The 22,578-nt window shown below is 63.6% G+C and carries 18 protein-coding genes and 1 tRNA gene; 5 read left to right on the top strand and 14 right to left on the bottom strand.

Annotation, left to right across the window (positions count from 1 at the left end):
• Window positions 1–17: 17 nt before the first annotated feature.
• The 4 genes from R2N03_RS02650 to rpoD all read right to left on the bottom strand — a co-directional run bounded on the left by R2N03_RS02650 (window position 18) and on the right by rpoD (window position 6,139).
• On the bottom strand, window positions 18–1,274 hold the full coding sequence (locus R2N03_RS02650) for a DUF2957 domain-containing protein (protein ID WP_316654868.1): 1,257 nt from the start codon (window positions 1,272–1,274) through the stop codon (window positions 18–20).
• 86 nt (window positions 1,275–1,360) lie between these two features.
• Entirely contained in the window at window positions 1,361–2,956 is a 1,596-nt protein-coding gene (locus R2N03_RS02645; protein ID WP_316654867.1) for a DUF2957 domain-containing protein, read from the bottom strand.
• 674 nt (window positions 2,957–3,630) lie between these two features.
• Window positions 3,631–3,718, bottom strand: a tRNA-Ile gene (locus R2N03_RS02640).
• Between the two features lie 96 nt (window positions 3,719–3,814).
• Window positions 3,815–6,139, bottom strand: a complete 2,325-nt coding sequence (gene rpoD / locus R2N03_RS02635; protein ID WP_316654865.1) for an RNA polymerase sigma factor RpoD — start codon at window positions 6,137–6,139, stop codon at window positions 3,815–3,817.
• Here rpoD and R2N03_RS02630 point away from each other — a divergent pair.
• A complete protein-coding gene (locus tag R2N03_RS02630; RefSeq protein ID WP_232040628.1) occupies window positions 6,132–6,512 on the top strand; it encodes a hypothetical protein in 381 nt (126 codons plus the stop codon). The genes rpoD and R2N03_RS02630 overlap by 8 nt on opposite strands.
• A 108-nt stretch (window positions 6,513–6,620) precedes the next feature.
• Here R2N03_RS02630 and dnaG read toward each other — a convergent pair whose 3' ends face one another.
• The 3 genes from dnaG to R2N03_RS02615 all read right to left on the bottom strand — a co-directional run bounded on the left by dnaG (window position 6,621) and on the right by R2N03_RS02615 (window position 10,267).
• Window positions 6,621–8,432: a DNA primase gene (dnaG, locus tag R2N03_RS02625; protein WP_316654863.1), complete on the bottom strand. Its 1,812-nt coding sequence runs from the start codon at window positions 8,430–8,432 to the stop codon at window positions 6,621–6,623.
• Window positions 8,433–8,472: 40 nt separating this feature from the next.
• On the bottom strand, window positions 8,473–8,922 hold the full coding sequence (locus tag R2N03_RS02620; protein ID WP_316654861.1) for a GatB/YqeY domain-containing protein: 450 nt from the start codon (window positions 8,920–8,922) through the stop codon (window positions 8,473–8,475).
• 121 nt (window positions 8,923–9,043) lie between these two features.
• Entirely contained in the window at window positions 9,044–10,267 is a 1,224-nt protein-coding gene (locus tag R2N03_RS02615; protein ID WP_316654859.1) for a BaiN/RdsA family NAD(P)/FAD-dependent oxidoreductase, read from the bottom strand.
• A gap of 101 nt (window positions 10,268–10,368) precedes the next feature.
• Here R2N03_RS02615 and tsaD point away from each other — a divergent pair, with 101 nt between their 5' ends.
• Window positions 10,369–11,412, top strand: coding sequence for a tRNA (adenosine(37)-N6)-threonylcarbamoyltransferase complex transferase subunit TsaD (gene tsaD / locus R2N03_RS02610; protein WP_316654857.1), 1,044 nt, complete (start codon window positions 10,369–10,371; stop codon window positions 11,410–11,412).
• A gap of 46 nt (window positions 11,413–11,458) precedes the next feature.
• Here tsaD and folE2 read toward each other — a convergent pair whose 3' ends face one another.
• The 4 genes from folE2 to R2N03_RS02590 all read right to left on the bottom strand — a co-directional run bounded on the left by folE2 (window position 11,459) and on the right by R2N03_RS02590 (window position 15,661).
• A complete protein-coding gene (gene folE2, locus R2N03_RS02605) occupies window positions 11,459–12,265 on the bottom strand; it encodes a GTP cyclohydrolase FolE2 (protein ID WP_316654855.1) in 807 nt (268 codons plus the stop codon).
• A gap of 245 nt (window positions 12,266–12,510) precedes the next feature.
• Window positions 12,511–14,421: a 1-deoxy-D-xylulose-5-phosphate synthase gene (gene dxs / locus R2N03_RS02600; RefSeq protein WP_316654853.1), complete on the bottom strand. Its 1,911-nt coding sequence runs from the start codon at window positions 14,419–14,421 to the stop codon at window positions 12,511–12,513.
• A gap of 56 nt (window positions 14,422–14,477) precedes the next feature.
• Window positions 14,478–15,377, bottom strand: a complete 900-nt coding sequence (locus R2N03_RS02595) for a polyprenyl synthetase family protein (protein ID WP_316654851.1) — start codon at window positions 15,375–15,377, stop codon at window positions 14,478–14,480.
• Window positions 15,374–15,661 carry an exodeoxyribonuclease VII small subunit gene (locus R2N03_RS02590; RefSeq protein ID WP_316654849.1) on the bottom strand — a complete coding sequence of 96 codons (288 nt, stop codon included), beginning with the start codon at window positions 15,659–15,661 and terminating at the stop codon, window positions 15,374–15,376. The genes R2N03_RS02595 and R2N03_RS02590 overlap by 4 nt, the downstream gene beginning before the upstream one ends.
• 414 nt (window positions 15,662–16,075) lie before the next feature.
• On the opposite strand from R2N03_RS02590, the gene R2N03_RS02585 reads away from it, so the two are divergent.
• The 3 genes from R2N03_RS02585 (at window position 16,076) to R2N03_RS02575 (ending at window position 19,137) form a co-directional block, all read left to right on the top strand.
• Window positions 16,076–17,173, top strand: coding sequence for an aromatic ring-hydroxylating oxygenase subunit alpha (locus tag R2N03_RS02585; protein WP_024975153.1), 1,098 nt, complete (start codon window positions 16,076–16,078; stop codon window positions 17,171–17,173).
• Between the two features lie 86 nt (window positions 17,174–17,259).
• Window positions 17,260–18,234 carry a DMT family transporter gene (locus R2N03_RS02580; RefSeq protein ID WP_316654845.1) on the top strand — a complete coding sequence of 325 codons (975 nt, stop codon included), beginning with the start codon at window positions 17,260–17,262 and terminating at the stop codon, window positions 18,232–18,234.
• Between the two features lie 15 nt (window positions 18,235–18,249).
• A complete protein-coding gene (locus R2N03_RS02575) occupies window positions 18,250–19,137 on the top strand; it encodes a sulfurtransferase (RefSeq protein ID WP_316654843.1) in 888 nt (295 codons plus the stop codon).
• Between the two features lie 60 nt (window positions 19,138–19,197).
• Here the strand turns inward: R2N03_RS02575 and R2N03_RS02570 are convergent, their stop codons facing one another.
• The 3 genes from R2N03_RS02570 to R2N03_RS02560 form a co-directional block, all read right to left on the bottom strand.
• Complete coding sequence (locus tag R2N03_RS02570) at window positions 19,198–20,004, bottom strand: ZIP family metal transporter (RefSeq protein ID WP_316654841.1); 807 nt, start codon at window positions 20,002–20,004, stop codon at window positions 19,198–19,200.
• Window positions 20,005–20,131: 127 nt separating this feature from the next.
• On the bottom strand, window positions 20,132–21,010 hold the full coding sequence (locus R2N03_RS02565) for a dienelactone hydrolase family protein (RefSeq protein ID WP_316654839.1): 879 nt from the start codon (window positions 21,008–21,010) through the stop codon (window positions 20,132–20,134).
• A gap of 100 nt (window positions 21,011–21,110) precedes the next feature.
• Window positions 21,111–22,436, bottom strand: coding sequence for an NAD(P)/FAD-dependent oxidoreductase (locus R2N03_RS02560; protein ID WP_316654837.1), 1,326 nt, complete (start codon window positions 22,434–22,436; stop codon window positions 21,111–21,113).
• Window positions 22,437–22,578: the final 142 nt, after the last annotated feature.

Below are 22,578 nucleotides of genomic sequence, written 5' to 3'. Positions count from 1 at the left end.
GTGTGATTCCGGAAACGTCACTGCACGAAGGCGCCCACGGTGAAGTAGGGGTTCTTCGTGTCGCTCATATCCAGGAAGCCGAAGGTCTTGCCGGTGAAGATCAGCTTGCCGGTCGGGGCGGAGCCTGCGGCTGCGCTCGTCTGCGTGGTGCGGATCACGCCCGCTACCGTTTGCGTAAAGTCCAGATTCAGCGGACGCGTCAGCGCCACCTGCGAAGCGTTGAATGGATCAAGCATCGTGGCCTGCGCACCTACGAGCGCGGTGGCGCGGTAGTTGAACGTGCTGTCCACGCCCGTGTACTCGCCATCCTGCGAGCCCTGCGCAATGTTGGTCGCGGGGGCAAGGAACGAGATACCGGACTCGTCATCGGCCACCGGGGGCCCGGCAGTCAGATCGGAGTTGGCCGCGCCCACGCGGATGAAGATGGGAACGAGCTGGCCATACAGCTTGCCGACGATCAGCACGCCCTTGCCCGCCTTGGCGGGATCGAGCGACGAGACCGTCGCCGGCACCTGCGGTTGATAGTTGATCGTGGTAAAGGCGGGCGCATCGGCGCGCAGCGTGAGCTTCTGGTTGACCGTCGCGCTCGAGGTCAGGCAGGCGCCACCGTTCTTCACGCCCAAGTTGTCGCACTCGGTATAGGTGCCGTCCGCGTTGATGGTGAAACGCGCATCGACCGCCTGCTGTGAAAAATTCTGCGAAGGCACCTGGTGGTAGCCCAGCTGGTTGTAGTTGCCCGCGATCCGGCTCAGATCGGTCTCGGTATTCGAGAAGCTGATGAACGGGTAATACGGGAACGTGGTCTGCGGAATCTTGCCCACGCCGACAATGCCGTCGAACTGGATCGTCGCCCCGGGTATCGTGCCGCCCAGCACGCCCTGCCCCAGGAAGAACCGCGCCGGACGGCTCGGATCAAGGCTTGCATTGTTCAAGCGGAACGCGCACTGGTTCAGCTTCTCGGTCGGCAGCGCCGTCTCTTGCGTGAGGGTGCCGGTCTGCACGTTGTTGGGCGCCGTATCGCGCGTCGGCGCAACAGTGCCCGTCTTGACGGGAATCGGCGAGGCCAGATACGTAATCTGGTACGTCATCTTCGTCGTATCGAGCTGCACCTTCACGAGTTCGCCCGAACCCGACCCGCCGGTGAATACCGTGTTGTAGTCGATGGCCTGCGGACACAGGCGCTGGATCACCGGGGGCGGCGGATCATCGCCACCGCCACATGCCGTTACGATCGGCGCGCACGCGAGCGCCACCAGCCATTTACGCCATTGCATTTGCGTCTGCTCCTGGTTGTTGTTCCGAGGTGGCGGCGCACACATCGCGCAGGCCGCCGCCGGATGGGGTTGCATCGATGCGCGCGTCACTGGACGAAGGCGCCGACCGTGAAGAACGGGTTGTATTTGTTGTTGTTCATGAGCATTGCGTACACATTGCCCACCTTGACGGCCACGCCTGTGTCGCCGGCCTTGAACAGCGCAACGTTGCCGCTGGCGCCCTGCGCGTTGAAGTCGTTCTGCGCCGTCACGATCAACTTGCCCGGCGAGGCCTGTGTGTAGTCGAGCCCGAACTGCGCCGTCACATGCGAAGTCAGCGGGTTGATGAAGGCCGCCGTGCCGTTCTGGAACAGCGTGGAGGTGTAGTTGGCGGCCAGCGTCGACACGGCCGTGCCGTCGCTGCAGTTGCCGGCGTTGGCGTGGAAGAAGCCGCCGCTGAAGGAGCCCGACAGTTCCGGGTGATCGATCGTCGCGTTCAAGCCGTTGCCGCTGGCAGGCGCGCCGCTCGGGCCGTTGTTGGTGACCACGCCGCACGCCGAGCCGCTGGTCGCACCAACATAGCCGCCCTTGAGCGCGTTAGCGGGGATGGCCGTGGCGGGCGAGAGGATCGAGATACCGATCTGGTCATCCGCCACCGAAGCCAACAGGTTGGTGGCATCGCTATGCGAGTAGCCGACACGGATCACCACCGGCACCACCTGCCCGTTGAGCTTGCCGGCAATCAGAATGCCCTTGGCCTGGCTCGGCGCCAGCAGCACCAGCGGCGAGACCTGACCCACATACGGATACGGCACGCTGCTGCTGGTCGGGTTGCTGACGAACACGTTGTCCTGCGAGCCATCGGCGTTCTGACGCAGCGTCCACGGCGTGCCCGTCGTGTGGCACGAATAGTCGATGCCTTCCGCCGTACACGTGCCGTCGGCATTCAACGTTTGCGTCCAGTTGACGGCGTCGGGTTGCCAGCCTTGCGGCGCCGAGGTCTGGTTGCCCGACCCCGTGGGGGTGACATGCACGCCAACCTGGTTGTAGCGCCCCGCCACCTGCGAGAAATCGGTCACCGTCTCGGAGAAGCCCAGGAACGGATAGAAATCAAACGTCCGCGACGGCACCGCGCCAATCACGACGCCGGGAATCGGCTGGATGCCGTCGAATTGGATGGTCGCCCCCGGAATGCCGCCCCCCACGATGCCCTGACCGACAAACAGCATCGGCGGGTCCTGCGGATTGACGGTAATGGCATAACTGTTGTCATCTGTCTTGCCCGACTGCAGCACGAAGGCGCAGCGGTTCTGCTCGGGTGTCGGCAGGTTGGTCGGATGGACAAAGCTGCCGTTGATCGTCAGGCCCTTGCGCGTCGTATTGATCTGCCCCGCCGAGGTCGGCACCGACGACTCAAGGAACTGCATCTGGTACGTGTTCTTGCTCGTATCAAACCTGACCTTGATGTACTCGCCACTACCCGAACCACCGGTGTAGGTGGTCGTGTAATCAAGCGACGCCGGGCACAGGCTGGTCGGCGTACTCGGCGTCGTGTTTGCCCCGCTCGGAGGGCAGGAACTGCCCGAGCATTGAGCGACGTCCGAAGCGCCGGGATCGTCCGCCCCGCCACATCCGCCAATCAAGGATGCGGCGAGTAGGCAACTGATTGCCACGGCAATAACAAGATGACGTTGACCACCCATGGTTCCCTCCTTGGGTTGTGAGACGTGGTGTGTTTTTCGCCGGAGAACACCGGCTGTATTCCCGCCTGCCTGTTACGGTCGACAGCGGACGGCCCGCCCGCTCAACAGATCGATCTGCGCATCACATCAGCAGGCGCAACAAACACCTGCGAGTGCGACTCGCGCGGCAGCCGATTCGGTGCGTGCCGAAGTAAGAACAAAATCCGGGAAACGATAGCTAGCGGGAGCGATTGGACGCGCCGCGATGACGATGACGCGCATGGGCACGCGCGAGGGAGAAATACTGAAAGGGCCCGTTTTCAATGCGTAGCATCCTATATCTCCGAAGGGTACGCTACTGACTATTAACTTATTGTTATGGGCGACACTATGGTCCGCGCAGAGCATGAAGTAAATAGAGATTTCATTCAAAACAAAATCTGCGACAGCCCGCGCAAACCGATATGGCGTGGCCTGGCGGTATTTCAAACAAGAGAAGGCTTTCTTTTCGTTTGAAGTGTTTTAAACCCATCCCCTGAACGTGGGGAAAATGTCTGCAAGGTGTGACATGGATTCGATTATTTCCAAACGTTATTAATTCGCAGGAAATATCGGTCAGCAAAAAACAGACCTGCGAAGGATTCGCGGCCCGAAATAGCGGAGGAGCTTCTGCGGAAGCGTTAACGGAGAGGGAGTGGTGGGCCGGGTGGGATTCGAACCCACGGTGTCCTTTCGGAGGCGGATTATGAGTCCGCTGCCTGCAACCAGCACGGCGTCCGGCCCATGAAGGGGAAAAAAGAAACCCGGCGCTTAGGCCGGGCCTCTTGAGCGATGATTTTACCCGAAAGTGGGCACAAGCCCACCCGGAAAATCGCCTGATCAGCTCCCCTCGAGGAAGCTCTTGAGCTTGTCGGAACGGCTCGGATGGCGCAGCTTGCGCAGTGCCTTCGCCTCGATCTGACGGATACGCTCACGGGTCACGTCGAACTGCTTGCCGACTTCTTCCAGCGTGTGGTCGGTGCTCATTTCGATACCGAAGCGCATGCGCAGCACCTTGGCTTCGCGCGGCGTCAGCGAATCGAGCACGTCCTTCACCACGCCGCGCATGGAGCCATGCAGCGCCGCTTCGGCCGGAGCCAGCGTGTTCGTGTCCTCGATGAAATCGCCCAGATGGGAGTCGTCGTCGTCACCGATCGGCGTTTCCATGGAGATCGGCTCCTTCGCGATCTTCATGATCTTGCGGATCTTGTCTTCCGGCATCTCCATCTTCTCGGCCAGCGTTGCCGGATCCGGCTCGTTGCCGGTTTCCTGCAGGATCTGACGCGAGATGCGGTTCATCTTGTTGATCGTCTCGATCATGTGCACCGGAATCCGGATGGTGCGCGCCTGATCGGCGATCGAACGCGTGATGGCCTGACGGATCCACCACGTCGCGTACGTCGAGAACTTGTAGCCGCGACGGTATTCGAACTTGTCCACCGCCTTCATCAGGCCGATGTTGCCTTCCTGGATCAGGTCGAGGAACTGCAGACCGCGGTTCGTGTACTTCTTGGCGATCGAGATCACCAGACGCAGGTTGGCCTCGGTCATTTCGCGCTTGGCCTCACGGGCGCGGCGCTCGCCTTCCGACATCTTGCGGTTGACGTCCTTGAGTTCAGCCAGCGGCAGCACCACACGGGCCTGCAGGTCGATCAGCTTCTGCTGCAGTTCGTGCACGGCCGGCACGTTGCGCTCGACGATGGTGCTGTACGGCTTGCCATCCGCAACCACCGATTCGATCCACTTGAGGTTCGTTTCGTTGCCCGGGAAGCGCGCGACAAAATCAGCGCGCGGCATGCCGCACTTGTCCACCACGATGTTCAGGATGGCGCGCTCGAGCTTGCGAACCTCGTCCACCTGGCCGCGCAGCGTGTCGCACAACCGCTCGACGTTGCGTGCCGTGAAACGGATCGTCATCAGCTCGGCCTGGATGGCTTCCTGCGCCTTCACATAAGGCTTGGACTTGTAGCCTTCCTTCTCGAACGCACGACGCATCTTGTCGAACTGCTCGCCGATCACACCAAACTTGACCAGCGCAGCCTGCTTGAGCTCTTCGAGTTGACGGGCCGAAGCTGCGGCAGCGCCGGCGCCTTCATCGTCCTCGTCTTCCTCTTCGTCGCCCTCTTCTTCGGCTTCCTCTTCCTCGAATTCCTCTTCTTCCTCGGCAGCAGCGGCTGCGTCGGCTTCAGCGTTCGGGTCGATCAGGCCATCGATGTACTCGTCGATCTTGGCTTCGTCGTTGGCAACGCGCTCGCCCATGGCGAGGATTTCAGAGATGGTGACCGGGCAGGCCGAGATGGCCATGACCATGTCCTTCAGGCCGGCTTCGATGCGCTTGGCGATCACGATTTCGCCTTCGCGCGTCAGCAGCTCGACCGTGCCCATTTCGCGCATGTACATGCGCACCGGGTCGGTCGTGCGGCCGAATTCGGAGTCAACCGTCGACAGCGCGGCTTCGGCTTCTTCTTCAGCCTCTTCTTCCGTGGTCACGGAAGGCGCGTTGTCGTTCAGGAGCAGCGTTTCGGCGTCCGGCGCCTGCTCGTACACGGCAACGCCGATGTCGTTGAGCGTGGCGACCAACGTTTCCAGCGACTCCACGTCGACCATGTCGTCGGGGAGGTGGTCGTTGATTTCGGCGTAGGTCAGGTAGCCGCGCGATTTGCCCAGCTTGATCAGCGCCTTGAGCTTCTGGCGGCGAGCCTCGAGCTCTTCTTCCGAACCGCCTTGCTGCGAGGCAGCGAATTCCTTGAGCAGGGCTTTTTCCTTGGCCTTGCGGTCACGGGCCTTCAGCTTTTCGGTTTTCGGTGCCGGAGCGGCGGGGGTGTCAAATTCTTCAGTCACGTCCGTGCTGCTGTCGTCGTCTGCCTGCGTCTCTGCCTTGGGCTTGCGGCCGCGCTTCTTGGGCTCGGCTGCGGCCTCGGCGCGGGGCGCGGGAGGAGTTGTGGGGGTGGCCTCTGCCTGGGCGGTGCGCTTGGTGTCTTCCGCGGTCGCCTTGGCTGGCTTGGCTGCGGTGCTGGTACGAGCAGTACCCGTCTTGGTTGCGCTTGCGCTGGCAGTGGTCTGCTTGCTCTCGACTTCGGTAACTTTCGATTTCGCCACGGTGGTTGTCTTGCCCTTGAGTGCGACGGAAGCGGCTGTGCCGCCAGGTCTGGCGCTCGTGCTCATCGACGTCGAGACCTTGCCTGAGGTTGAAGATTGGATCACGCCCTTTGTGCGCGCTGTCGGTTTGACAGTCTTGGCGGCGACAGCGATATCGGCGGTCTGGCGCGGCTGGGTTTTCCCCGTCTTTGCCGGCGCAGTGGCCTTCACTCCTGTCGATCCTGCCTGCCCCATATGGGTCCGACCATTCGCGACTTTCGCCGTTCCCGCTGGGGTCTTTCCTCCTCCCGAGCCGCGCGCCGATGAGGATCGCTTGGCAGAATCAGAAGCAGGACTGGCCTTGGAACCGGCCTTCGCGGAGGTCTTCACCTTCACCATGGGCACGCTCACTCCCCCAAAAATGGGAAAAAGGACTTGCAATCCAAACCGGCTATTCTAGCACGCCAGACCCAGCCGGTCTAAACGAAAATCGGGTTTTCGCCTGAAAAATCAAGGGGCTAACCGCAATTGCCCGCCCCGCTTGGCGGTGGGCTCTGCGGCCCATGCGCTACACGAGCTGTCGACGGCGGCTGATTTCGCCCACCAGCCAGCGCATGCGCTCCTTGTCGTCGTCGCCGGCATGGCCGGCTTCCATCTTGCGCTGCAACATCTCCAGCTCGCGCTTGAGTGGCTCGGCGAGCATCTTTTGCACGGCGGTATCGAACTCGGCAATGGCCGGCTCCAGCTCAATGTCGTCTTGGAGCACGGCCGTACGTAACCCGGCAAAGGCTTCGGCGTGAGGGGTCTGCCCCAGACGCTCGACAAAGGCCCCGAAGTGCACCTCCGGACCCACAGCATCACATTCGGCCAGCAGCCCCGCCAATACCTCACCTTGGGGCAATTGGGGCGCAGTCAACTGGACGCGGGCATCGGCGTCGAGCCTTGCAGCCAGTGCGGGATAGCGCATGAGCAGGCGCAGCACCTTTTGCTCCAGCGCCGTGGGTGCGGTGCGCGCCACGCGCGGGCGCTTTTGTGTCATGCGGCCCGCTTGGGCCGGGTCACTGCGCAGGCCGCACAGCGCTTCGATATCGGCGGGCGTGGTGCCGGTCATCTCGGCCAGACCACGAATGATCTGCAAGCGCAGGCCACCGGCGGGCATCGCCGTGAGTAAAGGCTTGGCCTCGTACTGCGCCCGCGCGCGCCCCTCCGGCTGGCGCAGGTCGAGATCCTCGCTCACGGCCTGCAACAGGAAGCGAGACAGCGGCATCGCGTTGTGCACCTCGCGCGCAAAGGCTTCGGTGCCTTCCTCGCGGATGAAAGTGTCCGGATCGTGCTCGGGCGGCAGAAACAGGAACTTGATCGTCTTGTTGTCGGTAGCATGCGGCAGGCAGGCTTCGAGTGCGCGACGTGCGGCCCGACGCCCGGCACTGTCCCCGTCGAACGAAAAGATGACGGTATCGACCTGCCGCAACAGCTTCTGCACGTGGACAGGCGTACAGGCCGTGCCCAGCGTCGCCACTGCATTGGCAAACCCGAGCTGCGCCAGCGCGACGACGTCCATATAGCCTTCCACGACCAGCACATAGTCGAACTCGCGGATGGCGTTGCGCGCCTCGAACAGGCCGTACAGCTCGGTGCCCTTGCTGAACAGCGGCGTTTCGGGGGAATTGAGATATTTCGGCTCGCCCTGCCCCAGCACCCGGCCGCCAAATCCGATCACCACGCCCTTGGTATTGCGGATCGGGAACATGATGCGATCGCGAAAGCGGTCGTAGCGGCGATGCGAGCCGTCGGCACTGGTCTTCTCGCTTTCGATGACGAGCCCGGCCTCGATAAGCGGTGCGGCGGTGGCGTCTTCGCGATACGGACCAAACACGGCTTCGAGCGATTGCCAGTCGTCCGGCGCATAGCCGAGGCCGAAGTGCGCGGCAATCTCGCCAGTCAGTCCGCGGCCTTTGAGGTATTGGATGGCGTTGGGTGCACTGCGCAGTTGCTTGCGATAGTGCTCGCAGGCGCGAGCCATGACGTCGCCCAGTGCGACAGTCTTGGCTTGCTGCTCAGCCCGTGCTGCAGGCGGCAAGCCACCGCGCTCTTCGGGCACCACCATACCGACGGATTGCGCGAGGTCCTTGATGGCCTCGACGTACGATTGCCCGGAAAACTCCATCAGGAAGCCGATGGCCGAGCCATGCGCGCCGCAGCCGAAGCAGTGATAGAACTGCTTGGTGGGCGACACCGAGAACGACGGCGACTTCTCGTTATGGAACGGGCACAGCCCCATGAAGTTGGCGCCGCCCTTCTTCAACTGCACGTAACGCCCCACCACGTCGACGATATCGACGCGGTTGAGCAGGTCGTCAATGAACGGCTGCGGGATCACGCGCGGTGCGCCCCTGAAGTGAAAAGCCGGTCGGGATGAATCAGGCGCCAGCCAACATGGCCTTCACGCGGGCCGACACTTGCGTCATGTCCGCGCGGCCAGCCAGGGCCGGCTTGAGGATGCCCATCACCTTACCCATGTCTTGCGGGCCAGTTGCACCAGCCTTGGCCACGGCATCGCGCACGGCGGCGTCGACTTCGGCTTCCGACAGCTGTGCCGGCATGTAGGCTTGCAGCACGGACACTTCAGCCGCCTCTTTGGCAACGAGGTCATCACGGCCGGCCTGCTCGAACGCCGCGATGGAGTCCTTGCGTTGCTTGATCATCTTGTCGACCACGGCCAGCACGGCGGCGTCATCGAGCTCGATGCGCTCATCGACCTCGCGCTGCTTGATGGCCGCCTGCAGCAGACGGATCGTCCCCAGGCGATCCATTTCCTTGGCGCGCATGGCGGCCTTCATGTCTTCCGTAATCTGTGCCTTCAAGGACATTCCGAACTCCGATAAACGGCAAAACCCGCTCGAGCGGCTGGCCCAGCGGGTTGCAAACGTAGAAAAATGGATCGCTGATCGTAGCACAGAACCGAGGCGGTTCCGGGGCCGACCGGAGGAATCAACGTGCGGAAGCGGCCTCCCCCGCTGCGACCGCAGAGGCCCACGCCCACTGGAAGTTGTAGCCACCGAGCCAGCCGGTCACATCGACCACCTCGCCGATGAAGTAAAGGCCGGGCACCGCTTGCGCCTCCATGGTCGAAGATGACAGCGCGCGGGTATCAACACCCCCGCGCGTGACTTCGGCCTTGCGATAGCCCTCGCTGCCCGAGGGTGTCAGTTCCCAGCGATTGAGCGCGCCGCCGAGCGTGCGCAGAAGCTTGTCCGGCAATTCGGCAATCGGCGCGTGCGGGTTGGCTCCGTGGGTTGCGCACCAGGCTTGCGCCACGCGCTCCGGCAGGCGCTGGGCCAGCACGGTCCCGAGTTGCTTGCGCGAGCCGGTTTTCTCTTCGCACAACCATTGCGCGGCATCGGTGTCGGGCACCAGATCAATGAGGAGCGGTTGGCCAGCGTGCCAGAAGCTGGAGATTTGCAGGATGGCCGGCCCAGACAGGCCACGGTGCGTGAGCAGCAGGTCTTCCCGGAACGTTGTGGCATTGCCCTTTCGGCCGCCCTTGCCTGCGGGCTGCGCGACGGTCACGTCCACTTCCATCGACACGCCGGACAGTGCCGAGAACGGTGCCCAGTGCTCGGCGTTGAACGTCAGCGGCACCAGCGCGGGAAGCGTCTCAACGATCTTCAGGCCGAACTGCCGGGCGATGCGGTAACCGAAATCCGTCGCGCCGATCTTCGGGATGGACAAGCCGCCGGTGGCGACCACCAACTTGTCGGCGACGACTTCACCGGCGCTGGTCGAGAGGCGATAGGCATCGCGCTCCTTGCCGATATCGGCGATCGAACAACCGGTGCGCCAGATCACATTGCCTTTCTCGCACTCGGCCTCCAGCATGCGGATGATGTCTTCCGCACTGTCGTCGCAGAACAGTTGGCCCTTATGCTTTTCGTGGTAAGGAATGCGGTAGCTGGAGACGAGGCGGATGAAATCCTGCGCCGTGTAGCGCGCTAGCGCGGAGCGGCAGAAGTGCGGATTGTTCGACAGGTAATTGGCCGGGCCGGCGTTCACGTTGGTGAAGTTGCAGCGCCCGCCCCCCGAGATGCGGATTTTCTCGGCAAGCTTCGTGGCGTGATCCACCAGCACCACGCGCGCGCCGCGCTGCCCGGCCACCGCCGCACACATCATCCCGGCCGCGCCCGCGCCGATCACTGCCACATCGCACCGCATCATGCTCGTCGCGCCCTTGGTTGCCGGTCTGCGTGAAAACTGCGCATTTTAACTTGTGCTATCTTCGGCGGCCTTCCCATTGCAATTCCTCACGCCTGCCCGTCATGCTGGTCCTCGGCATCGAATCTTCCTGTGATGAAACCGGTGTCGCGCTGTACGACACGACGGCAGGCCTGCGTGCGCATGCGCTCTATTCGCAGATCGCCATGCACCGGGAGTACGGCGGCGTGGTGCCAGAGCTGGCCTCGCGCGACCATATCCGCCGCGTGATCCCGTTGCTGGAAGAAGTGCTCGGCAAGGCCCATGCCACGCGGGCTGACATCGACGCCATCGCCTACACAAAAGGCCCGGGGCTTGCCGGCGCATTGCTGGTCGGCGCGTCGGTGGCGAATGCGCTGGCGTTTGCGCTGGGCAAGCCGCTTGTCGCCGTGCATCACCTGGAGGGGCATCTGCTTTCGCCGTTGCTGGAGGCGGACCGGCCCGAGTTTCCGTTCCTGGCGCTGCTCGTCTCGGGCGGACATACGCAGTTGATGCGCGTCGATGCGGTCGGCCAGTACACGCTGCTGGGTGAAACGTTGGATGACGCCGCCGGCGAAGCCTTCGATAAAACCGCCAAGCTGCTCGGCCTGGGCTACCCGGGCGGCCCTGCCGTTTCGCGCCTCGCCGAGTTCGGCAACCCTGGCGTATTCGACCTGCCCCGGCCGATGCTGCATTCGGGCAACTTCGATTTCTCGTTCGCGGGCCTCAAGACCGCGGTGCTTACGCAAGTGCGCAAGCTCAACCTGACGGGTAGCGAAAGCTGCTATCAGCCGCGCGCCGACCTCGCGCGCGCCTTTGTCGAAGCGATTGTGGACGTCCTTGTCAGCAAGACGCTGCGCGCCGCCCGCGAGCATGGCCTCAAGCGCATCGTCGTGGCCGGTGGTGTGGGTGCCAACCGCCAGCTGCGCGATGGGCTGAACGCCGAGGGCAACAAGCGCGGCCTGCGCGTGTATTACCCCGACCTGCAGTTCTGCACCGACAACGGCGCCATGATTGCCTTTGCCGGCGCGATGCGGCTGCAGGCCGACCCCACCCAGGTGCAGGATGGCTACGGCTACGGCGTGACGCCACGCTGGGACCTCGAAGACATCCGCATCCAGCCAGCATGAAAAAAGCCGCTCGGTTGAGCGGCTTTTTCTTTGGGCACAGCGTCGATTACTTGTCGGTGCGCTTGTCGCGCTCGATCAGCGCATAGGCGCTGTGGTTGTGGATCGACTCGAAGTTCTCGGCTTCCAGCGTGTAGGCGACGATGCGGTCGTCCTGGTTCAGGCGCATGGCGATATCGCGCACCAGGTCTTCCACGAACTTCGGGTTTTCGTACGCACGCTCGGTCACGAACTTTTCGTCCGGACGCTTGAGCAGGCCCCACAGTTCGCATGAGGCTTCTTCTTCGGCCATGCGGATGAGCGCCTCGACCGGCGTATCGGCCGCCAGCTCGGCATCGATCGTGATGTGCGAGCGCTGGTTGTGCGCGCCGTACTCCGAAATCTTCTTCGAGCACGGGCACAGGCTCGTCACCGGCACCAGGGCCTTGACACGCACCTTGGTGTGGCCGTTGCGCACTTCACCGATCATCGTCACTTCGTAGTCCATCAGCGACTGCACGCCGGACACGGGCGCCGTCTTGCTGACAAAATACGGGAAGTGGACTTCGATGCGGCCGGCGTCCGCTTCGAGCTTTTCCAGCATCTTTTCCAGCAGCAGCTGGAATTGCGCCAGGTTCAGCGGCTCACGCTCCTCCTCCAGCAGCGCAACGAAGCGCGACATGTGCGTGCCCTTCTGGTCTGCCGGGAGATGCACATCGAGGTTGAACGTGCCGATCGTGTGTTGCACGCCGGCCGGGGTCTGCAGGGACAGCGGGTAGCGCACACCGCGCACACCGACGCGCTGGATCGGAATCTGGCGGGTATCGTGGCTGGACTGCACGTCCGGCATGGCGAAAGCCGGGTTCATATCGTTCATGATCGGTTTCCTTTACGGTCGCCCGGCCATCGCAGTCAGCCGAAACGCAACGAGTGTGAAACCGCGGAACCTGGCCGACTGTGACCACCCCTCAAGTGACCGAATCGACCCATCCCGCGACTGCGCACACATAATTCAGAAATTGGACTGGCGGAGTGTAAGGGAAATTTCCCACCTCTGCAGTCAACTACTCAAACCCGCAACCCCTATGCGGGTGATTGACGCTGCCTATCGCCGAACGGCGCTCAGGCCACACGCGGCGCTGCGGCTCGGGGCTGCACGGCGAAACGTTCGCGAATCGACGCGAGGATGCCGTTGGCATCCAGGCCACACTGGGCAAGCAGCACTGCATGATCGCCGTGATCCACAAAGCGGTCAGGCAGGCCGAGTTGCAGTACCGGCGTCGCCACGCTGGCAGCGGCCAGCGCTTCCAGGCAAGCACTGCCCGCGCCACCCATCACGCAGCCCTCTTCCACCGTTACCACGTAGTCGTGCGTGCGTGCCATGTCCAGCACGCAAGCCACATCCAGCGGCTTGACGAAGCGCATGTTGACCACGGTGGCATCCAAGCGCTCTGCAGCGGCCATGGCCGGGGCGACCATCGAACCAAATGCCAGGATCGCCACCCGCTGACCCGCCGGCGCGGTCGACGCCCTGCGCACTTCGGCCTTGCCCAACGGGAGCGGCTCGAGCGACGCTTGCACCGCTACGCCCGGGCCTGCGCCACGCGGGTAGCGCACTGCCGTCGGGCAGTCCTGTGCAAAGGCGGTGCTCAAGAGCTGGCGGCATTCGTTCTCATCCGCTGGCGTCATGACCATCATGTTGGGGATGCAGCGCAGATACGCAATGTCGTAAGCGCCCGCGTGCGTGGCGCCATCCGCGCCGACCAGGCCCGCACGATCCAGCGCGAACACCACCGGCAGGTTCTGCAGCGCCACGTCGTGGATCAACTGGTCATAACCGCGCTGCAGGAACGTCGAATAAATCGCGACGACAGGCTTCAGACCTTCGCACGCCAGCCCGCCCGCGAACGTGACGGCGTGCTGCTCGGCGATACCGACGTCGTAGTAGCGATCAGGAAAGCGCTGCTCGAACTCCACCATGCCCGAGCCCTCGCGCATGGCGGGTGTGATGCCAACCAGGCGCTTGTCGGCGGCAGCCATGTCGCACAGCCACTGGCCGAACACCTGCGTGTACGTCATCTTGGCCGGGCGGGCGGCAGGCTTGATCCCTTCTTGCGGATTGAACTTGCCCGGGCCGTGGTACAGGATCGGGTCCGCTTCCGCCAGCTTGTAGCCCTGGCCCTTCTTGGTCACCACATGCAGGAACTGCGGCCCACCGCCTTCCAGTGCACGCTGGCGAATGTTCTGCAGTGTGGGCACGAGCGATTCGAGATCGTGCCCATCGATCGGCCCGATGTAGTTGAAGCCGAACTCCTCGAACATCGTTGCCGGCACGAACATGCCCTTGGTGTGTTCTTCGAAGCGCTTGGCGAATTCGAGCACCGGCGGCGCCACCGAGAGCAGCTTCTCCACGCCCTTCTTGGTTGCAGCGTAGAACTGGCCGCTCATGAGGCGCGCGAGGTAGCGGTTGAGCGCGCCCACCGGCGGCGAAATCGACATGTCGTTGTCGTTGAGCACCACCACCAGCGGCAGGTCTTTATAGACACCCGCGTTGTTCATCGCCTCGAAGGCCATGCCGGCGCTCATCGCACCGTCGCCAATTACGGCGATGGCGACGCGGTTCTCGCCATTGGTCTTGGCGCCCAGCGCCATGCCGAGCGCAGCGGAAATCGACGTGGACGAGTGCGCCGTACCAAATGTGTCGTAAGGGCTTTCGCTGCGGCGCGGAAAACCCGAGATACCATCCAGCTGGCGCAGCGTGGCCATCTGCTCGCGCCGGCCGGTCAGGATCTTGTGCGGATAGCTCTGGTGGCCGACGTCCCAGACGATGCGGTCGTCCGGCGTGTGGAAGACGTAGTGCAGCGCAATGGTCAGCTCGACCGTGCCCAGATTCGACGACAGGTGACCGCCCGTCTGCGAAACGGATTCGAGCACGAAGGCGCGCAACTCGTCCGCCAGGGGACCGAGTTGGCGGCGGTCCAGTCGGCGCAGGTCGGCCGGATCGTCGATGGTTTTGAGAAGTTCGTACGTCATGTGGGACCGCCGCTCAGGCGTTTTGGCGTTGGGCTCTAAGCCCAGCGCGATGTTGTTCAGTGGCCACGCCGCACGATCAGGTTGGCCATGTCAGCGAGCCGGACGGTGCGTGCCTTACCCAGCTCGCGGGCCAGTCGCGCCACCGCCTCGCCTGCCGCGACGTGCAACTCCTCGGCCAGCGCGCGCGCCCTGTCCACCCCAAGGATGGACACATAGGTCGGCTTGTCGTTGGCTTCGTCCTTGCCGGCAGTCTTCCCCAGCGTGGCAGTGTCCGACGTCACATCGAGGATGTCATCGACCACCTGGAACGCGAGACCGACAGCCCCCGCATACGCATCGACTTGCTCCAGCGCAGCTGCGCTTACACCAGCACACAACGCGCCCATCCGCAGACTCGCCCGCAGCAGCGCGCCGGTCTTCATGCGATGCATTGCCTCCAGCGCATCCTGCGACAGGGCGACGCCCACGCTCTGCAGGTCCACCGCCTGGCCGCCCGCCATACCCAGCGACCCCGATGCACGCGCCAACTCGCCCACCAACACAGCGCGGGTTGCCGGGTTCACCGCGGCCAGTTCGGCGAGCACAATAAAGGCTTGGGTCTGCAACGCATCACCCACCAATAGCGCCGTCGCTTCATCATAGGCGCGATGCACGGTCGGGCGGCCGCGGCGCAGGTCGTCGTCGTCCATGCACGGCATGTCGTCGTGAACGAGCGAGTAGGCGTGGATCATCTCCACCGCGCAACTCACGCCGTCGAGCGCCTCGGAGGAAGCCTCCCCCAGCGCGCCCGCCGCATGCGCCAGCAAGGGCCGCACGCGTTTTCCGGCCCCCAGGGTGGCGTAGCGCATCGCCGCGTGCAGGCGCGTCGGCGAAACGGTATCCGCCGGCAAGGCGTGTTCGAGCGCGCTTTCCGTCCGGGCCACCACAGATGCCATCCATTGGGCGAAATCGCTCATGCGCCGCCCTGCTCGTTCGCGTTGCTATCGTCGGCTAGGGGCCTCAGGGCTTCGCCATCAAGCACGCGCACCTGCTGCTCGACGCGTTCCAGCACCTGCTGACAGTATTTGACCAGCTCGGCTCCGCGTCGATACGCCGCAAGCGAGGCCTCCAGCGGCAATTCACCGGATTCCATGCTGGCGACGAGGGTTTCGAGTTCAGCCATGGCCGCTTCATAGGAAGCCGGCGTAGCGGAGGGCGTGGCGGACGCGCTGCTGGAGGCGTCGTTTGAGGCACGGGGCATGCCGGTTGCGAATCAGAAAAGGACAATCTGGCATTTTACGGCAATTCCGCGTGCGTTCCGCGCACATCCCGCAAGGGGCGGGATAGCGGTTTGCGGTGACGAGGCGGGGCATTGTCAGCCCGGCGATCGCGCGACTGGAAGCGGAAAGGGTTCGAAAATCAGGGACTTATCAATTTCCCTGGGGTACAATCCCCCCCTTTCCTCCAAAGGCCGGGCCGGTGTACGCCGCTCCGCACGATGGTTTGGGTCTGTTGGCCCATTGAACGTATGGTCGTTGGCCCAAGCGGGGGCCAGCAAGCGCTCGTTTCCTACCTCAACAGACCCTAGGCCACCTGCCGATGGCGTCCTTTCCCAAATCGATCTTGTCGATGGTTGGGTTGTTCACTGCTTTCACCGTTATTGGGAGTGGGGATAATGTCCAATCTCAGCGCCGCACTGAATCTGGTGCCGTCTGAAACCCAGTTGCCCGTCTCTGCTTACTTCGACGAGGCGCTGTATCAAACTGAAATCGAACGTCTGTTCAAACATGGCCCCGGTTACGTCGGCCATGAGCTGATGGTCCCGGAAGTCGGCGACTATCACACGCTTGCCGCCGAGGCCGAAGGCCGCGTGCTGGTGCGCAACCCGAACGGCGTCGAACTGCTCTCCAATGTGTGCCGGCATCGGCAGGCAATCATGCTCAATGGGCGCGGCAATGCCCAGAACATCGTCTGCCCGCTGCATCGCTGGACATACGACCTGCAGGGCGACTTGCTGGGCGCACCGCACTTCGAGAAGCAACCGTGCGTGCATCTGTCACGCTCGCCGCTGCAGAACTGGAACGGCCTGCTGTTCGAGGGCAAGCGCGACGTGCGTGAAGACCTCGCCCGCCTGGGCGTGGCGCGCGATCTCGATTTCTCCGGCTACATGCTCGACCACGTCGAGGTGCACGACTGCAACTACAACTGGAAGACCTTCATCGAGGTGTACCTCGAGGACTACCACGTCGTGCCCTTCCACCCAGGCCTCGGGCAGTTCGTCTCGTGTGACGACCTGGAATGGGAGTTTGGCGAGTGGCACAGCGTGCAGACGGTCGGCATCCACGCGAATTTGCGCAAACCCGGCACACCGGCTTACCAGAAGTGGCATGATGCCGTGCTGCGCTTCAACAACGGCGAGATGCCGAAGTACGGCGCGGTGTGGCTCACCTACTACCCGAACGTGATGGTCGAGTGGTATCCGAACGTGCTGGTCGTGTCGACGCTGCATCCGATGGGGCCGACCAAGACCCGCAACGTGGTCGAGTTCTACTACCCGGAAGAAATCGTCCTGTTCGAGCGCGAGTTCGTCGAAGCCGAGCGCGCCGCCTACATGGAAACGTGCATCGAGGACGATGAAATCGCCGAACGCATGGACGCCGGGCGCCTGGCGCTGCTCAAGCGCGGCACGAGCGAAGTCGGCCCGTACCAATCACCCATGGAAGACGGCATGCAGCACTTCCACGAGTGGTATCGACGCGTCATGGACTACTGACCCGGGCGCTGGCGCGCAGACGCCAACCGAGTGACAATGCAAACGGTGCACCCATGTGGCGTGCACCGTTTTTTTTCGTCCCGTCCATGTCTGCCGATCTCATCGCCCAAGCTGCCGAACGGTCTGCCAGTGCTTCCCGCCAGTCCCTCTGGATGATCCTGGCGGCATTCGCTTTTTCGGCGATGGGCGTATGCGTGAAGCTTGCCTCCGCCCACTACAGCACAGGGGAAATCGTCTTCTACCGCAGCGTGATCGGGCTGACGGTCATGGGCGCGATTCTTGTCAGGACAGGCGCTGGCGTCCGCACGCCATACCTGATGTCGCACATCAAGCGCAGCGTGTTCGGCGTGACGTCGCTGCTGCTGTGGTTTACGTCCATCAGCCTGCTTCCATTGGCCACCGCGATGACGCTGAACTACATGTCGCCGGTATGGATCGCGCTGATCATTGGCGCAGGCGCCACGTTGGCCGGCAAGTCGGGCGGCGCGGATCGCAAGATGGTGGCGGCGATTCTGATGTCGTTCATCGGGGTGATCTGCCTCCTGCAGCCGAGCGTCGGGGCTTCGCAGATGACAGGCGGCATGGTCGGGCTGGTGTCCGGCGTCTTCACTGCCCTCGCCTATGTGGAGGTCCGCCAGTTGGGCGATCTCGGTGAAAACGAAGCGCGCATCGTGTTCTATTTCTCGCTCGTGAGCGCGGCCGCCGGCGGTGTCTGGATGCTCATCGGCGGTGCGCAGCAACATACCTGGTCAAGTGCCGGGCTGCTGGTCGCCGTCGGCCTGCTCGCCACCCTGGGACAGACCGCCATGACACGCGCCTACAAACGCGGCAACACGTTATTGACGGCCAACCTGCAGTACACCGGCATCGTCTTTGCGAGCGGTTGGGGTATGTTGTTTTGGAATGACCGCCTGAATGCCCTGTCGTGGGCAGGCATGGCGCTCATCATTGGTAGCGGCATCGTCACCACGGTGATGCGCGCCCGCCAGTCGGGCGCGGAGCACCCTACACCGCAGACGGCCGTGTCAGGCCCCGAAGCCGAGATCCACCCGGAAGTTTGATTGGAGATTGCCGCCATGAGCGAACGCGCTCACTACGCCACCCTCATCACCGCGCCGCAACTGGCCGCCTTGCAGCACAGCGCGCCGGAACACCTTGTCGTCATCGACTGCAGCTTTGACCTGGCCAATGCCGCCGCCGGGCGGGACGCATATCATGCAAGCCACATCCCCGGCGCTTTCTATTTGCACCTGGACAACGAACTTTCCGGCCCCAAGACGGGCAGCAATGGCCGCCACCCATTGCCGGACGCCGAAGCGCTGGTCGCGCGCCTGAGGGCGCTGGGTGTCAATGACGATTCACAGGTCGTCGCCTACGACCGGCAAGGCAGCATGTTCGCCGCGCGCCTCTGGTGGCTGCTGCGCTGGGTCGGTCATCCGGACGTGGCTGTACTCGACGGTGGCCTGCAGGCGTGGGAAGCCATGCACTTCCCGGCCGATGCGGTCGTGCCGGAAGAACCCCAGCTCAACGCCGCGCCAGGCAACCTCGCCCGCAAGCCCTCGCTCGCGCCGCTGGTGACGGCCGACATCGTGCAGAAGTACCTGGGCCACGCGAACAAGCCCATCATCGATGCCCGCGCCCCCGATCGCTACCGCGGAGAAAACGAAACGCTGGACCCGGTGGGCGGCCATATCCCTGGCGCGCGCAACCGCTTCTTCCGTGACAACCTGCAGCCCGATGGCACGTTCAAGCACGCAGACCAGTTGTACGCCGACTTTGCCGCCGTGCTGGCCGGTGCAAAACCGGAAGACGCCGTATTGCAGTGTGGCTCTGGTGTGACTGCCTGCCATAACGCACTCGCCATGGAAATCGCCGGACTGCCTGGCGCTGCCCTGTACGCCGGTTCGTGGAGCGAATGGTGCAGCGACCCGTCGCGCCCGGTGGCAAGCGGGCCGAATCCATAACCTGCCCCCGTGCACAAAAAAGCCCGGCATCGACCGGGCTTTTTCTTTGGGAAGGCTGGCTCAGTGCGCGTGGCCGTGCAGGCCATCCGTCAGGAGGAAGATCATCACGATGCCTGCCACAATCAAGGCAACCTGCACCGCCGATTCCTGCCAGCGCGGCTTGCGCTTCATCTGCGGCATCAGGTCGCACACGGCGATGTAGATGAAGCTGCTGGAGGCCACCACCAGGACGTACGGAATCCACGCCGTCAGCCGGTCCAGCAGGTAATAGCCGAGTACCGCGCCCACCAGCGCACAGAGGCTGCAGATCAGGTTGTAGACGAACGCGCGGGCCTTGGTGAAGCCAGCATTGAGGAGCACCATGAAGTCGCCGATCTCCTGCGGGATTTCGTGCGCGGCAATCGCCAGCGCGGTGACAATGCCAACCCGGGTGTCTGCCAGGAAGGCGGCAGCAATGACAATGCCGTCCGAGAAGTTGTGCAGACCATCGCCGACGAGGATCATCAGGCCGCTGCGGCCCGCTTCCTGGCGATCGTGCCCGTGATGGTGGCCATGCCCGTCTCCCTCGTGATGATGCGAGTGGCGGATCAGCGAGATCTTTTCGAGCAGGAAGAATCCGAGCAGGCCCGCCAGCAGCGTCGCGAACAGCGCATGCGTATTGGGCTCCATGCCGTGCCGCGCCTCGAACGCCTCCGGCAGCGAATGCAGCAGCGACGTGGCCAGCAAGACGCCGACGGAAAAGCTGACCATGCGGTCAACCACGCGCGACAGCACGGTCAGCGACAGCACGGCTGCGCCGGCCATGCTGCCGATACCCGACAGCGCGGTGGCCACGAGGATGCCAAACAGGGTGGTATCGAAGGTCATGCGGCGTGCGCCTATAAACGCAACCGAGTTGCAAGAAGAGGCGCATTGTATGCCCCTTTGCCCACCTTTACCAGCGCAACCAGAACAAAAGGCCCGCGCGGGGCCTCTCCTGCCGGGCGATGAACCCCTACGCGACGCCGTGGTCCTTGAACCAGGCGATGCACTTCTTCCAGCCGTCTTCCGCGTCCGCCTTGACGTAGCTCGGCCGGTAGTCGGCATGGAATGCATGGCCCGAATTCGGATACACGATGATGCGCGACGCGTGCGCCTTCGGATTCCTGGATGATTCCAGCGCCGTCTTCAGCGCACCGACAGCGTCCTGCGTGATACCGGTGTCCTTGCCGCCATACATGCCCAGCACGGGCGCCTTGAGCTCGTCCACCCTGTCGATTGGAAAGGTCGGCTGCAGAGGCGTGGGGTTGCCCTTCGGCTGGCCGTACCACACCACGGCGGCCCGCACGTCCGGGCTATGCTCGGCAAACAGCCACGTCTGGCGACCGCCCCAGCAGAAGCCGGTGATCCCGATGCGCGTCGGATCGCCCCCGTTCTGCTTGGCCCAGGCCACCGTCGCATCCAGGTCGCCCGTGACCTGCGCGTCGGGCACCTTTGAGATGATGTTGGCCTGCAATTCCTGGATCGTGGCGTACGACTGCGGATCGCCCTGGCGTGCGAACAATTCAGGCGCGATGGCCAGATAGCCCAGCTTGGCGAAGCGCCGGCAGACATCGGCGATGTACTCATGTACGCCAAAGATTTCACTGACGACGATGACCACCGGCAGCTTGGTCTTGCCTTCGGGCTGGGCGCGATAGGCCGGCATCTTGAAGTCGCCCACGGGCACTGTCACCTCGCCTGCCGTCAGCCCGATGAAATCGGTCTTGATGGCCTGCGCCGATACCGGCAGCACCGCCGCCGCAAATGCCGAACCCAGCGCGGTCTTCATGAAGCCACGGCGATCAAAACCGCGGCCAGGCACCAGGCTCTCCACTTCTGCTTCCAACTGCATCGCACGCTCCTTGCGCCCCGGGAGGCGATTACGGTGAACGAAGCGATAAGTCTACCCAAGCAGATGCAACGCTGCAGAGCCCGGCATCCCGGCGGCGCGCCTAGTGCAGCTTGACCCGCGGGTTCGTCTTGCTGCGCAGCCAATGCGTCACGGTATCGAGCGCCATGCGGACCCAGCCGTGCAGCGCCAGCACGTGCATGCGGTACAGCGACGTATACATCAGCCGCGCCATCAAGCCCTCGATGAACATCGAGCCGCCGATCAGGCCGCCCATCAGGCTTCCCACCGCACTGAAATGGCCGAGCGACACCAGCGACCCCAGGTCCTGGAAGGCGAAGGGCTCGACCGGCCTGCCCTCCATGCGCCGGCGCAAGGCCTTGTACAGATAAGTGGCCTGCTGATGTGCCGCCTGCGCGCGAGGGGGCACGCTGGTGGACGCCTCCGGCCAGGGGCAGCTCGCGCAATCGCCGAAGGCATAGATGGAATCTTCGCCTTCCACCTGCAACGTGCGAGACACGATCAGCTGCCCCAGCTTGTTGACCGGCAGACCCAGTTCACCCAGGACCGAAGGCGCGCGAATGCCTGCGGCCCACACCGTCAGGTCCGCGGGGATGGACTTGCCGCTGGCCGTGTTCACGGCGTTGGCGGTGACTTCGGTCACGCGCTCGCTGGTGATCACGTCCACGTCGAGCTTGTGCAACAGCCCGGTGGTCGCGGCCGAAATCCGCTCCTTGAGTACCGGCAGGATGCGCGGACCGCCTTCGATCAGGTGGATGCGGATATCGTGGCGCGGGTCCATCTTGTGCAGGCCATACGCGGCCAGCACATGCGCGGTGTTACGCAATTCGGCGGACAGCTCGACCCCCGTGGCGCCCGCGCCCACGATGGCGATGTCCACCTGCGGTCGGGCGTCGCCCACGCGATTCTGCGCACGCATGCACGCCGAGATCAGCTTGCGACGGAACCGCTCGGCCTGCCACGCAGTATCCAGCGCGATAGCATGTTCGGCCGTGCCCGGCACGCCGAAGAAATGCGTCACGCTCCCGATGGAGAGCACCAAGGTGTCGTATGGAATGGCACGCTCGGGCAGCACCTCGGTGCCATCGGCATCCAGGCTCCCGGAAACGGTGATGGTCCTGGCCACACGGTCGAGCGCTTTGAGTTCACCCTGCTGGAACTCAAAGCCATGCCAGCGCGCCTGCGCGGCGTACTCGAGCTGGTGGGTGTTCGGATCCATGCTGCCTGCCGCAACTTCGTGCAACAGCGGCTTCCAGATATGTGTCGGGTTGCGGTCGACCAGCACAACCTGCGCCAGGCCGCGCTTGCCAAGCTTGTCACCCAGTCGCGTTGCCAGTTCAAGCCCGCCTGCCCCGCCCCCCACCACCACGATGCGCGGTCCGTCCGCGCGCTCCGTCTGCCCTGCCATGTGTGTCTCCCTGCAAGCCCTGAAAATCGATGCGATCGCGTGATCTGTCAGTTGCAGTCTGCTGCAACGCAAAATCTGCCGCAACCCCAGGCGCGTGGATAGGCCGGATCAGGGATACCGCATAGCACGTCCGTTCGCAGGC

The organism is Ralstonia condita, from assembly GCF_958405655.1.
Taxonomy (GTDB): Bacteria; Pseudomonadota; Gammaproteobacteria; order Burkholderiales; family Burkholderiaceae; genus Ralstonia; species Ralstonia condita.
This window is presented reverse-complemented; position numbering and strand designations above follow the sequence as displayed.

Coding starts and splice junctions, on each gene's coding strand:
- R2N03_RS02650 (WP_316654868.1), bottom strand. CDS start 1,274: ATGCAATGGCGTAAATGGCTGGTGGCGCTCGCGTGCGCGCCGATCGTA.
- R2N03_RS02645 (WP_316654867.1), bottom strand. CDS start 2,956: ATGGGTGGTCAACGTCATCTTGTTATTGCCGTGGCAATCAGTTGCCTA.
- rpoD (WP_316654865.1), bottom strand. CDS start 6,139: ATGAGCACGAGCGCCAGACCTGGCGGCACAGCCGCTTCCGTCGCACTC.
- R2N03_RS02620 (WP_316654861.1), bottom strand. CDS start 8,922: ATGTCCTTGAAGGCACAGATTACGGAAGACATGAAGGCCGCCATGCGC.
- R2N03_RS02615 (WP_316654859.1), bottom strand. CDS start 10,267: ATGATGCGGTGCGATGTGGCAGTGATCGGCGCGGGCGCGGCCGGGATG.
- tsaD (WP_316654857.1), top strand. CDS start 10,369: ATGCTGGTCCTCGGCATCGAATCTTCCTGTGATGAAACCGGTGTCGCG.
- folE2 (WP_316654855.1), bottom strand. CDS start 12,265: ATGAACGATATGAACCCGGCTTTCGCCATGCCGGACGTGCAGTCCAGC.
- dxs (WP_316654853.1), bottom strand. CDS start 14,421: ATGACGTACGAACTTCTCAAAACCATCGACGATCCGGCCGACCTGCGC.
- R2N03_RS02595 (WP_316654851.1), bottom strand. CDS start 15,377: ATGAGCGATTTCGCCCAATGGATGGCATCTGTGGTGGCCCGGACGGAA.
- R2N03_RS02590 (WP_316654849.1), bottom strand. CDS start 15,661: ATGCCCCGTGCCTCAAACGACGCCTCCAGCAGCGCGTCCGCCACGCCC.
- R2N03_RS02585 (WP_024975153.1), top strand. CDS start 16,076: ATGTCCAATCTCAGCGCCGCACTGAATCTGGTGCCGTCTGAAACCCAG.
- R2N03_RS02580 (WP_316654845.1), top strand. CDS start 17,260: ATGTCTGCCGATCTCATCGCCCAAGCTGCCGAACGGTCTGCCAGTGCT.
- R2N03_RS02575 (WP_316654843.1), top strand. CDS start 18,250: ATGAGCGAACGCGCTCACTACGCCACCCTCATCACCGCGCCGCAACTG.
- R2N03_RS02570 (WP_316654841.1), bottom strand. CDS start 20,004: ATGACCTTCGATACCACCCTGTTTGGCATCCTCGTGGCCACCGCGCTG.
- R2N03_RS02565 (WP_316654839.1), bottom strand. CDS start 21,010: ATGCAGTTGGAAGCAGAAGTGGAGAGCCTGGTGCCTGGCCGCGGTTTT.
- R2N03_RS02560 (WP_316654837.1), bottom strand. CDS start 22,436: ATGGCAGGGCAGACGGAGCGCGCGGACGGACCGCGCATCGTGGTGGTG.